A 12,239-nucleotide genomic window follows, 5' to 3' on the forward strand; every position below is an offset into this window, starting at 1 on the left:
GTGCGCATAAAAAGGCCGCTGCTCCGAAGAACAGCGGCAGGATGAGCTTCCAAATCGATTATCGTTGCCCGGTCATTTCTTGATCTTGGCAATATCCAGCAGGCTCAGAACGGCCTTCTCGTAATATGGCTCGGTTTCACCGATGCGGATCTTGCGCAGGAAGTATTTTTCGAAGGCAATCTTGGCCAGGTGAACCCACTTGCCCTGCCCCGAATAGTTGGTGTTGCGTGGCGGGATCTGCGGCATGGCAACAAAGGCCAGCCCGGAATCGCCAAAGTCGGCAAGACAGATCGCGTTCCACGTTGCTTGGTGGGTCGGCTCCTCACCGGCCAGAATTTCCTTCAGATTCTTGGCAGATGCGGTCACCATAGACTCGATCATGTAACCTGTCTTGGGAACCCCCACCGGCACCGGCGTCTTTTCGTAAGGAGGAATGGCGATGCAGACGCCAATGCCGAAGATGTTGGGATATTTCGGGTTGCGCTGGTGCTTATCGACGATGACGAAGCCACGCGGATTGACCAGCCCCTCGATACCCTGAAGGGCAGGAATGCCGCGGAAGGCCGGCAGCATCATCGAATGCTTGAACGGCAGCTCGTGCTTCTGCTTTTCCGATCCGTCTTCGTTGACTTCGGTGACATACATGACACCGGCTTCAATCCTGTCGACCTTGGCATTGGTGATCCATTTCACCGTGCGGTCACGCATGGCCGATTCCAGCATGCCCTTGGTGTCGCCCACCCCGCCGAGACCGAGATGCCCGACATAGGGTTCGGAGGTCACGAAGGTCATCGGCACCTTGTCGCGGATCTTGCGCTTGCGCAGGTCCGTATCAAAGATCATCGCCGTTTCATAGGCCGGACCATAACAGGAGGCGCCCTGAACCGCACCAACCACGATCGGTCCCGGATCCTTGCAGAAGGCTTCCCACTTCTCATAGCCAGCAGTGGCATGATCGACGTCGCACACCGAGATCGTGTTGCCTTCCGGCCCCAGTCCCTCGATCTCGTCAAAGGCCAGTTCCGGACCGGTCGCGATCACCAGATAATCATAGGCAACAGTCGATCCGTCAGCCAGACCGATCGAATTATGCTCCGGATCAACGCTGGTGACTGCAGAGCAGATGAAATCCACCTTGTTCTTCGGCAGAACCGTCGCCAGATCCAGTGTGATGTCCTTTTTCTTGCGCCACCCGACAGCAACCCACGGGTTGGACGGGGTGAACTGGAAGAATGGCTTGTTGGAAACCACGGTTACCTTGTCCGTCTTGGACAATTTCTGGCGGATTTCATAAGCTGCCGAAAGACCGCCAAGACCTCCCCCCATAACAACTACGTGCGTCATTTTCTCTCCTTTGAAGCACCGCCCCTCCCCGGCGAAAGGTGCCCTGTGCATAGTGCGACGTCCTTTTAATTTAGTATTTTCGAATATTAGGACTATTTAATAAAACAGAAAATTGGCCATTCGGCTGATACAATCCCTGCACGAGCCGTCCGTTTAATTATTTTTCTACCCCCCTTCATATTCTCGCTTTGTTCCCTTACATTGGGCTCAAACAGCAGCATGAGGCAGGCACATGGCATCCAGAAAACAGGAAGAGGCTGAAAAACAAGGCGGTTTGGGTGAAGCACCACAAGCCTCCTTTGAAGGAGTCCCGCTTTCTGATTCGATAGCCGACTGGGCCGATGAAATCGCCCAGGCAGCCAGACTTGAACCCAAGCCCAAGGATAGCGCCAAAAAGCCAACAGCGAAACGCACAAGAAAGTCCAAGGACACCCCCGTTTCAGCGCGAGAAAAGGCCGCAGGCGGCATGAACCCCATTGCAGGCCTCGACATTTCGCTTGAAAAGGCTGAAGAGCTGGAGCGGGTAACCCGCGAGCGCAAGAAGGCCCAGAAGAAAAAGGGCAAGAGCGATGATCGCTCCGGTGTCACCGAGACTGTTCGGGCGCTGGAATCCCTGATCGAGCATGGCCGCCCCGAATTCATGGATTCCGAGCCTTGGACGCCCCACCGCCCGGAACGTCCCGAGAAGTCGGAAGGCGGCGTCTCCTTCGAGCTGAAGACCGAATATGAACCGGCGGGCGACCAGCCAACGGCGATTGCTGATCTGCTTGAAGGCATCAGTGATGGCGAAGCAACGCAGGTTCTGCTCGGCGTCACCGGGTCCGGCAAGACCTTCACCATGGCCCAGGTTATCGCCCAGACCAACCGTCCTGCCCTCATCCTCGCCCCCAACAAGACCCTGGCCGCACAGCTCTACGGCGAGTTCAAGAACTTCTTCCCCAACAACGCGGTCGAGTATTTCGTCTCCTACTACGACTACTACCAGCCGGAAGCCTATGTACCGCGCACCGATACCTTCATCGAGAAGGAAAGCACGATCAACGAGCAGATCGACCGGATGCGCCACTCCGCCACCCGCGCCGTGCTTGAGCGCGACGACGTGATCATCATCGCCTCGGTGTCCTGCATCTACGGTATCGGCTCGGTCGAGACCTACACCGAGATGAGCTTCAAGATCGAGACCGGCGACGTCATCGACCAGAACCAGCTCATCGCCGATCTGGTGGCGCTGCAATACAAGCGCAACAACATGGACTTCCAGCGCGGCTCGTTCCGCGTCAGCGGCGATGTCGTCGAGATCTTTCCGGCCCACTATGAAGACCGCGCCTGGCGCATTTCCTTCTTCGGCGACGAGGTCGAGGAGATCAAGGAATTCGACCCCCTGACCGGCCAGAAGATGGGCGATCTGGAAATGGTCAAGCTCTACGCCAACTCCCACTATGTCACCCCGCGCCCAACCCTCAATCAGGCCATCAAGAGTATCAAGAAGGAGCTCGCCGAACGACTTGAGGAGTTGGAGGCCCATGGTCGCCTGCTCGAGGCACAGCGACTGGAACAGCGCACCCGCTTCGATCTGGAAATGATGGAAGCCACCGGCGCCTGTCAGGGCATCGAGAACTATTCGCGCTATCTCACCGGCCGTCTACCTGGCGAGCCGCCGCCGACCCTATTCGAGTATCTGCCAGACAACGCCCTGATTTTCGTCGACGAGAGCCATGTGACCATCGGCCAGCTCGGCGCCATGTATCGGGGTGACTTCCGCCGCAAGGCGACTCTTGCCGAATATGGCTTCCGCCTGCCCAGCTGCATGGACAACCGCCCCTTGCGCTTTGAGGAATGGGACGCCATGCGCCCGCAGACCGTCGCCGTATCGGCAACTCCGGGCAGTTGGGAAATGGAAGAAGCCGGCGGCGTCTTCGCCGAGCAGGTCATTCGCCCGACGGGCCTGACCGACCCGATCATCGAAATCCGCCCGGCCAAGACCCAGGTGGACGACCTTCTTGGCGAGGTCAAGGAAAAGGCAGCCCAAGGCTACCGCACACTGGTCACCACCCTGACCAAGCGCATGGCCGAAGACCTCACCGAATATCTACACGAACAAGGTGTGCGGGTGCGCTACATGCATTCGGACGTCGACACCATCGAGCGGATCGAGATCATCCGCGATCTGCGTCTCGGCGCCTTCGATGTGCTGGTCGGCATCAACCTGCTGCGCGAGGGCCTCGACATTCCCGAATGTGCCCTCGTTGCCATTCTCGACGCAGACAAGGAAGGGTTCCTGCGCTCGGAAACCTCTCTCATCCAGACCATTGGCCGTGCCGCCCGTAACGCCGACGGCAAGGTCATTCTCTATGCCGACAAGATGACCGGCTCCATGGACCGTGCGATCACCGAGACCAACCGTCGCCGCGAAAAGCAGATGGCCTACAACGAGGAACACGGCATCACGCCGCAGACGGTCAAGAAGAACATCGGCGACATTCTCGGCTCGGTCTATGAAAGCGACCATGTCACCGTCGACAAGGGGCTCGCCGACATTGCCGATCCGGGCATCGGCCACAATCTGGAAGCCCATATCGAGGATCTGGAAAACCGCATGAAAGAGGCTGCTGCCAACCTCGAATTCGAGGAAGCAGCCCGCCTGCGCGACGAGGTCAAGCGCCTGCGTGCAACCGAACTGGCCATTGCCGACGACCCGCTGGCCCGCCAGTCGGCGGTCGACGAGAAAACCGGCGGCTATCGCGGAGAACGCAAATATGGCTCTTCGGCCAACATGCCCAAGTCCGCCTCGGCCAAGGGCAGCCGCATCAAGAAGCCGGATCTCGATGACATGGGCCCCGGCACCGACATGCCGCGACCGAAGGGGGCAAGCAGCACCCCGCGACCGAAGCGCCGCAAGAGCTGAAAGCTAGAAGAGCAGAGCCAGGGCAGCGATCACCATCAGGATCTGCAGCCCTGTCTCGAAGTTGCGGGCAGATATCCGGTTGAGCACGAACCGGCCAAGCAGAGCCGCGGCAATGGCTGAGAAAGCCAGAGCCACGGAGGGTGCGAACATGTGTGCGGTCAGCAATCCGCTCTGCCAATATCCCGACAGCTTGGCTAGATTCGACATCACCGATGTGGCGGCCATCGCCCCGACAAAGGCCTGCCGCGAGATCTGCATCTCGCGAAACAGGATCACCTTGATCAGATTGCCGCTGCCCACCAGCCCTGAAAAGAAACCGTAGAGGGCAGATCCCACAACAAGACCGCCCCAGCCTATACGGACGGCAGGCAGGCGACCGATATGCTTGAGGATCACGTAGCAGAGCACCATGCTCCCGAGCAGGCGTTTGACCAGATCACCGGGCACCTGCGCCAGCAGCAGTGATCCGCCAAAGGCAAACGGAAGGCAGGAGATGGCCATCACCCCGACGATGCGCCAGTCGACATGCCGCCGGTACAGAATGGATTTCGTGATGGTCGAAGCGGCGAACAGAACCGTCGCCAGCACAATGGTGTCCTTGACGTCCAGCAGGTGCGATCCGATGGCAAGGAAAAACAACGCAGTACCGAAGCCGAACACTGCCGAGGCCAGCGCGCTCAGGAATCCGACAACAACGAACAGCAACAGGACCATGTCAGGGCCTCCCGGGGGGATCGGCCCGGTACGGGCCTGCCTGTCCGTAGCAAATGATCAACTGCATTCAAAGCCCAAATTGCAGGCAGCCGGAACCGCGGCTCCCCGCATGCGCATTTGCACAAAAAAGCCCCCCGCAACACTGCGGGAGGCCCAATGGTCTTTCAGGTGATCGACGGCAAGGTCACCCTAGCCGATGATGATCTTGGCCAGCAGATAGCCGACCACAGATCCGGTAATGACAGCAATAAGACCGACCGTCATGAAGGAATGGTTGAAATACCATTTGCCGATCTTGGTGGTTCCCGACACGTCGAAGTTCACCGTGGCGATATCGGACGGGTAGTTCGGAATGAAGAAATAGCCATAGAGAGCAGGCATCAGACCGATCAGCAGCGCCGGTTCCAGACCAAGCCCGAGACCGACCGGCAGCATCATGCGCGCCACCACGGCCTGCGAGTTGACCACCACCGACACGATGAACAACGCCAAAGCAAAGGTCCATGGATAGTTGGTGACCATTTCCACGATGCCGGTCTTGAACTGCGGCAAGGCATACTGGAAATAGGTGTCCGACATCCAAGCGATACCGAAGATGGCGATCGCAGCCACCATGCCTGACTTGAAGACCACCCCGTCCGGCACATCGCGTGGCTGGGTCTTGGTTGCCAGCAGGATGATACCGCCAAAGCACAGCATCATCATCTGGATGACGACCGCCATGCTGATCGGCTTTTCAGCACCGGCAACGGTTCTTATTTCCGGCACCATGGCGATGACAACGATGATGAAAATGGCCGCAACGAACAGAAGCACCGCATTGCGGGCCTTGGCTGGCAGCTTTTCGTTCAGCGACGTCGCTGTGGTCGAGCGGATCTTTTCGGACCATGCCGGATCTTCGAGACGTTTCTGATACTCGGAATCGTCAGACAGCTCCTTGCCGCGACGCATGCTGTAAAGCGCCATGGCCAGAGTCCCACACAGAGTCGCCGGCACGGTGACCATCAGGATGGACAGCAGCGTGATGTTCGAGTTGAGATCGGACAGCTGTGCCAGATAATAGACGACGGCCGCAGAAATCGGCGATGCCGTGATGCCGACCTGCGAGGCCACCGAGGCCGCTGCCATCGGACGTTCCGGCCGGATGCCATTCTTGAGGGCCACATCACCGATGATCGGCATGATGGAATAGACAGCATGACCGGTTCCCAGCAGGAAGGTCATGAAATAGGTAACGAACGGTGCGATCAGCGTCACGCGCTTGGGGTTGGAACGCAGCATGCGCTCGGCCACCTGCAGCATGTATTTCAAACCGCCGGCAGCTTCAAGAATGGAGGCACAGGTGACAACCGCCAGAATGATCAGCATCACGGTGATGGGGGGAGAGGTTGGAGGCATCTGGAAGATGAACACTTCGATGACCAGACCAATGCCGGACACCACGCCCAGACCGATCCCGCCAAAACGGGACCCGATATAGAGCATGACCAACAGAAACACGAATTCGAGATAGAGCATCTAGCGGGCTCCTTTAGGCGGCAAGGCCGCGAGCTGAATGCGCCGGGTCTTTCTGTCGAGGAGAAGCTCGGCGCGACAACCAGCGGCAAAAAAGTCAAGATTGGCCAAAATCCGTGGACTTTGGAGTTTGGTCCGCGCCGCTTTAAGCGGACTTTCGTGAATTTTACCAGCCGGTTTTCTACGTAATCAAAAAGACTATCCACGACTATCGCCGAATAGACCGCAATTCGCAAGCAAAATGCCGGATTTTCGTTGCCCAAATGCAACAGAAGCCGCTTTTTCGCCCTTCCGAGACCCAGAAACATGCAGCATTCCGAATTGATCACATTGTCATCATACTCTCGCCCCTTTGCCCCCAGACAACTGGGTTAAGCAAAAATTGACAACGAAAGTGAGAGAAGAGCTTTTGAACAGAATAGCAGCAACCGGTATCGGGCTCGTCGCAGCCGTCTTATTCATGATGGTACTGAAGGATGTCAGCCACGCCGCCGACATGAAGCATTGCGGTACCGCATCCTGGTATCAATTGACCTCGAGAACAGCATCGGGCGAAATGGCCAATCCCAAGAAGATGACCGCAGCCCACAAGAGCCTTGAGCTGGGTCAGAAAATTGAAGTCACCAACATGCGCAACGGCAAGAAGGTCATTGTGCGGGTGAATGATCGCGGCCCCTTCATCAAGGGGCGCATTCTGGATGTGACCCGGGCGGCCGCATCGGAGCTTGGCTTCAAGGATGCGGGAACGACAAAGGTCTGCTTCAAACGGCTGAGCTAGCGCGCGTCGGCCTGACGAATGCGCGTCTTGTCGTGATCAGAGGGGTCGTCAAGAATCTCGGCGAGCTCCTCGGCCTTGTCATTGACAAGCCAGCCGTAATAGTTTTCGCGCGGCCAGACCACACCACCGGAACGCTTCATCTTGACGCGCAGTTCCTCGGCATGGATATCGGTGTCGCCGATATTGTAAAGCGTTGCGGTGATGCCCGGGTTCTGTGAGATGTCGACCCCGGCGATGGTCTTGTAGTCATCAATGGCCCGGCGGATCATCGCAGCCATGAAGGCAAGCGAAATGTCCGGCTTCATGATGGCATTGTAGACGCCGGCGGCATGGGTCTCGTCAAGTTTGGGCAGCCCGGATTTCTCGTGCACGAGATCGGTCAGCTTGAGCGCCGTCAGAGGGCTGATCTGGCCCAGCCCGAAAGTCTGCCCGGCATATATCGGCTGGAAGAAAACCTTGCTGAAACGATCCTTCGGGAACGTCTTGCCATCCACCGTCTTGCCCTGAAACTTGTCCTTCCAGACTGCCTGACGGCAAGACCAGACCTCATAGGATCCCTTGGCCTCGTCACAAGCCTCGAACTGTGGACGCTTCAGGAATACATCAATGTCTTCCCCGTCATAGGCAAACTTGATGTCCATGCCGGAATAGATCGCAGCCTTGGTATAATAGGTCTGCAGATAGTCGAAGACGTTGATATTGTAGGTATGTTCTCCAACAATGGCACCAATCATGTGGATCGGCTCAATGCCATAGGCGTCCGCAGCCTGCTTGATCTTGGCCATCAGACGCTTGTCTTTTTGCAGCAGATCCCGGACCTTCTCGTATTTCTTGTCGAACGAGGTCTTCTGGGCATTCGTGCGCAGATGAGAGCCGTTTGGAATGGCAGGCTGCACTTTGGAACGGTTGCCTGCAGGCACAACCTGAACCGACTTGGCGTTCGCCTCGATATCAGAGAATGCAAGCGTACCTGCCAGAAATGCAAGACACACTGGAAATATGAATTTCATTTCGTTGCCCAACGTTCCAAAGGAATCAAACTAAGAGAAAAATTTTCAGGGAACCTATCAGTTATTTCCGCCATTACGTAGTGTATTTTTGCAACATACGCTCAAGAAGCGCGCTGAAACCCTTAATTTATACGCTTTTCTCCAGACCATAGAGATCATCCCCATAGCTCTCGAGATGTTTTTCCAGCATGGCGCGGGCATCAAGCAGCCCCTTGTTGTAGAAAACAGGGCCAAGCTGCTTGATCATGTAATCGAGAAGAAACTCTATTTCGAAACGGCCCACTTCCTGTTCAAGATTTTCGCTGAAATAATCTTGCAGCAGCTGGACCAGTTGCTGTTTTTCTTCTTTGGAAAACGAGATATCACTCATTTCAATGCCTGCCAGCGGTCTGTCGGCGATCAGAATGACGATCCAGACCGCCCTTTTTAGCCTCAAAGACCTTTAAGAAAGGGATTGCTCCGCCGTTCCTCACCAATGGTCGAGTGATTGCCATGCCCGCAGACAAAGGCAACATCATCACCCAGCGGCAGGATCTTGTCGCGGATGGAAGCCATCAGGGTTTCATGATTGCCCCCCGGCAGATCGGTGCGCCCGATCGAGCCATTGAACAGCACATCGCCCATGATGGCGAAGCGGGCGTCCTCGTTATAGTAGACCACGTGGCCGGGCGCATGGCCCGGGCAATGCAGCACCGAGAAGGTCATCCCCGCAATATCAACCTCGTCACCATCCTGCAGCCAGCGATCCGGCTCGCATGGCTTGGCAGCAGGCACACCGAACTGGATTGCCTGCTCGGCCACCCGTTCGATCAGCATGCGGTCCGCTTCGTGCGGCCCCTCCACATCGACATCCAGTGCATCGCGCAATTCTGCGGCACCACCGATATGGTCGATATGTCCGTGGGTGATGAGGATACGCTCCACTTCGATCTTTTCATTCTCCAGCACCTGAAGGATCTTCTCGACCTCTCCGCCCGGGTCGATCACGACGCCCTTGCCGGTTTCCTCATCCCAAATGAGCGTACAATTCTGCTGAAATGGAGTCACGGGGACGATTGCAACCTTCATATGACCGAATCCTGTTTGCCTTGATGATGCTGTCACAGACAGCAGATACAGAGTGAAGTGAGTGCCCCATCCATACCCCACTTATCGACAAAAGCAACCAGGAATATTGAACACAAATGTCAAATAATCTTGAGAAAACTGGCTATATTGCAGGGATGGGGAATGAAAGTGACCAGCAACAATTGGCCATTGGCAGCGAGTCAGCTATTCTGAAACTGCCTTCTGAGGGGAGAATCGGAAATGCACACTGGACAAAATGACCCGGTTGGAACCACCGGTTGGGCAACGACTACCGCGAAATGGCCGAGCCGGTTGCTCTTGCCGCTGTCTTTGCTGGCAGGCCTTGTCTGTGCCTCCACTGCTCAGGCGCAGTCCGATGCCATCCCCCAGCGGATTCTTGACAATCACCGGGCAACCATGGGGTGCTGGCTGGCTGAATTTGACGATTCCGAATTGGCCGAAAAGGCCCTGATCATTCATCTGGACGTGCAGACCTTCTACGGCCTCATCTGCTCCACCAGCCTTGATGGCAACAGTTACCGCATCTATCAGGTTGAAGACGGCCGCGATGAATGGGCCAATCTGATCACCTTCCCGCAGCTTGATTCCAAGCTGGGCTGGTATGCCTCGACCGAGTTGCAGAAACCGACCTGGGACGAGGGCAAGAAGCTTCTGCGCTCGGAGTTCCCCAAGCAGGGCAGCGCCAGTTCCTGTCGCCAATACAGCATCTATTCCTGGCAGAACGGCCGCTTCTACATCGCCCAGGTCGGCCTGTCCGGCGATTGCGAGGAAAAGGAAAGCGACAAGGACCTGATCATCTTCCCGTTTGTCGATGAAGTCGCCAAGGGAGAAGCAGCAGGCGTGGCAACCGGCGCACCGGCAGCGGACAAACCTGCGACAGATGCAGCCAAGGACGGGGCGAAGGATGAGGCAAAGGACGCAGGCAAGAAGGCCAAATAGCCCCAGCATCACCCGGAACCGGGCAATCCCCGGTTCAAATCCTGAAGCCAGCATTTGACAGGATGGCGTTGCTCAGCCATAGCAGCACAGAGTCTTTTAACAACCCGGTTGTGCCTTTTCATGAACTATCGACATATCTATCACGCAGGCAATTTTGCAGACTGCCTCAAGCACATTGTCCTGACGCGGATCCTTCATTATCTGCAAAAGAAGGACAAGGGATATTTCGTGCTCGATACCCACGCCGGGATCGGCCAGTATGACCTGTCGAGCGAAGAGGCCCGCAAGACCGGCGAATGGCAGGACGGCATTGGTCGCCTGCTGGCACTGGATCGCAAGGCCATGCCTCCCGCAGTCGCCGGGATCATGGCGCCCTATCTCGATATCATCGAGCGCCTAAATCCGGATGGAGAGCTGACGCTCTATCCCGGTTCCCCCAAACTGGTCGCCATGATGGCCCGGCCGGTGGATCGCGCCACCTTCATCGAGAAGCACCCCTTGGATGCAGATACACTCCAGCGGGCCATGGGCCGGAACCACCAGCTCCACGTCAGGGAAGATGATGGCTGGGTTGCCCTGCGCGCCGACCTGCCCCCCGCGGAACGCCGCGGCATGGTGCTGGTTGATCCGCCATTTGAGGAAAAGGACGAATATATCCGCATGGTCGACGCCTTCCTGCAGGGCTATCGGCGATGGGCAACCGGGATCTACTGCCTGTGGTACCCGATCAAGGCCCGTCGGGATGTCGATGACGCCGCCCAGATCCTTGCCGATTCCGGCATCGACAATATCCTGCGTGCGGAGCTGGTCATTCAGAAGCTCGACACAGCCAAACGACTGAACGGCACCGGGCTGTTCATCATCAATCCGCCCTATACCCTGCATGACGAGTTGAAGGCCCTGTTGCCACTGCTCGCAGACACCTTCGGCCAGACCGCACGCCGGTCCATGGTTGAATGGATCAATCCGCCCCAATAAGCCCACACAAGATATCGCCAAGATGGGGCCACCGACAGGCTCCCGATCAAGATGCAAGCAGGAACTCCCATGAAGATCGCAAGCAGGCCCCGCCCGACCCTTCAGCCCCTGATGACCAGTGTGAACCATGCAGTCTTTTTGGCCCTGACGATCCTGCTTCTCCTGTCACTGGCCGACCCCGTGCGGCAAGCCTCCGCCGATGAAGCGGGCGATTTTGACTATTATATCCTCACCCTGTCCTGGTCGCCGACCTATTGTGCAGACGAAGCTCGGCGCAACCGCGACCAGTTGCAGTGTTTTTCCGAGCGCTCCTACGGCTTTGTCATTCATGGTCTGTGGCCGCAATATGAAAGAGGCTATCCGGAACGCTGCCGCACCCGCTTTCGTGACCCGTCCGACAATCTTGTCGAACAGATGCTGAAATTTTCGCCCAGCGAGAGCCTCATCCGTCACGAATGGGACAAGCACGGCAGTTGTTCGGGGCTCCTCCCGCTGGATTACTTCCGTCTGGCTGTCAGGAGTTTCAAGGCCCTCAAACGCCCGGACAAACTCGCCGATCTCGATAGGCCGCTGCTGATGACCGTCCCCCAGATCGAAAGCGCCTTCCATGACGCCAACCCGGGACTACCCGAAGACAGTCTGTTTGTCACCTGCAAACGCCAGAAGCTGAGCGAGGTGCGCCTGTGTCTCGACAAGAAGGGCAAGCCGCGCCAATGCAGTCCTTCGGCTATCCGGGCTCGATGCGGATCGCGTGACAAATTGCGCATTCTCGCTGTGCGGTAGCCTGAAGGACCGGCGTTTTCTGCCCTTGTGGGCCTGATAGGTCGCAATTAGATCGCGATGCGGCATTATTCATGTCATCAAATGCAGAAAGCCACCCCATTCAGCCTTGACGAACCCGAGGCGAAACAGGAACATTGATCACGTTATTCCATTGATAGAGTCTGTTATTTGCTGGCAACAGGCA

At 57.0% G+C, this 12,239-nt stretch carries 11 protein-coding genes; 5 read left to right on the forward strand and 6 right to left on the reverse strand.

The genetic code is table 11. The annotated features are described in order from the left end of the window. Positions 1 to 72: 72 nt before the first annotated feature. Positions 73 to 1,344: an NAD(P)/FAD-dependent oxidoreductase gene (locus tag DSL70_RS12700; protein WP_119308280.1), complete on the reverse strand. Its 1,272-nt coding sequence runs from the start codon at positions 1,342 to 1,344 to the stop codon at positions 73 to 75. Between the two features lie 232 nt (positions 1,345 to 1,576). Here DSL70_RS12700 and uvrB point away from each other — a divergent pair, with 232 nt between their 5' ends. Next, positions 1,577 to 4,249: an excinuclease ABC subunit UvrB gene (uvrB, locus tag DSL70_RS12705; protein ID WP_119308281.1), complete on the forward strand. Its 2,673-nt coding sequence runs from the start codon at positions 1,577 to 1,579 to the stop codon at positions 4,247 to 4,249. Between the two features lie 3 nt (positions 4,250 to 4,252). On the opposite strand, the gene DSL70_RS12710 is transcribed toward uvrB, so the two are convergent. Together DSL70_RS12710 and DSL70_RS12715 are read right to left on the reverse strand one after the other, a co-directional pair. After that, positions 4,253 to 4,963 carry a sulfite exporter TauE/SafE family protein gene (locus tag DSL70_RS12710; RefSeq protein WP_119308282.1) on the reverse strand — a complete coding sequence of 237 codons (711 nt, stop codon included), beginning with the start codon at positions 4,961 to 4,963 and terminating at the stop codon, positions 4,253 to 4,255. Between the two features lie 189 nt (positions 4,964 to 5,152). Further along, positions 5,153 to 6,481 (reverse strand): anaerobic C4-dicarboxylate transporter, encoded by a 1,329-nt coding sequence (locus DSL70_RS12715; RefSeq protein WP_119308283.1) that lies wholly within the window; start codon positions 6,479 to 6,481, stop codon positions 5,153 to 5,155. 379 nt (positions 6,482 to 6,860) lie between these two features. Between DSL70_RS12715 and DSL70_RS12720 the strand changes: the two genes are divergently transcribed. Then, positions 6,861 to 7,256: a septal ring lytic transglycosylase RlpA family protein gene (locus DSL70_RS12720; RefSeq protein WP_425359359.1), complete on the forward strand. Its 396-nt coding sequence runs from the start codon at positions 6,861 to 6,863 to the stop codon at positions 7,254 to 7,256. On the opposite strand, the gene DSL70_RS12725 is transcribed toward DSL70_RS12720, so the two are convergent. The 3 genes from DSL70_RS12725 to DSL70_RS12735 form a co-directional block, all read right to left on the reverse strand. Beyond that, positions 7,253 to 8,266: a DUF1402 family protein gene (locus DSL70_RS12725; RefSeq protein WP_119308396.1), complete on the reverse strand. Its 1,014-nt coding sequence runs from the start codon at positions 8,264 to 8,266 to the stop codon at positions 7,253 to 7,255. The genes DSL70_RS12720 and DSL70_RS12725 overlap by 4 nt on opposite strands. A gap of 127 nt (positions 8,267 to 8,393) precedes the next feature. Beyond that, positions 8,394 to 8,636 (reverse strand): DUF2164 domain-containing protein, encoded by a 243-nt coding sequence (locus DSL70_RS12730; protein WP_119308397.1) that lies wholly within the window; start codon positions 8,634 to 8,636, stop codon positions 8,394 to 8,396. 62 nt (positions 8,637 to 8,698) lie between these two features. Then, a complete protein-coding gene (locus DSL70_RS12735) occupies positions 8,699 to 9,334 on the reverse strand; it encodes an MBL fold metallo-hydrolase (protein ID WP_119308284.1) in 636 nt (211 codons plus the stop codon). 240 nt (positions 9,335 to 9,574) lie between these two features. Here DSL70_RS12735 and DSL70_RS12740 point away from each other — a divergent pair, with 240 nt between their 5' ends. The 3 genes from DSL70_RS12740 to DSL70_RS12750 all read left to right on the forward strand — a co-directional run bounded on the left by DSL70_RS12740 (position 9,575) and on the right by DSL70_RS12750 (position 12,055). After that, entirely contained in the window at positions 9,575 to 10,294 is a 720-nt protein-coding gene (locus tag DSL70_RS12740; protein ID WP_119308285.1) for a hypothetical protein, read from the forward strand. A gap of 120 nt (positions 10,295 to 10,414) precedes the next feature. Further along, entirely contained in the window at positions 10,415 to 11,272 is an 858-nt protein-coding gene (locus DSL70_RS12745; protein ID WP_119308286.1) for a 23S rRNA (adenine(2030)-N(6))-methyltransferase RlmJ, read from the forward strand. A gap of 69 nt (positions 11,273 to 11,341) precedes the next feature. After that, the gene (locus tag DSL70_RS12750; protein WP_162916660.1) at positions 11,342 to 12,055 is read left to right on the forward strand and encodes a ribonuclease T2 family protein; all 714 of its coding nucleotides are present in this window, start codon (positions 11,342 to 11,344) and stop codon (positions 12,053 to 12,055) included. Positions 12,056 to 12,239: the final 184 nt, after the last annotated feature.

Origin of the sequence: Cohaesibacter haloalkalitolerans (assembly GCF_003574655.1) — a bacterium.
Taxonomy (GTDB): Bacteria; Pseudomonadota; Alphaproteobacteria; order Rhizobiales; family Cohaesibacteraceae; genus Cohaesibacter; species Cohaesibacter haloalkalitolerans.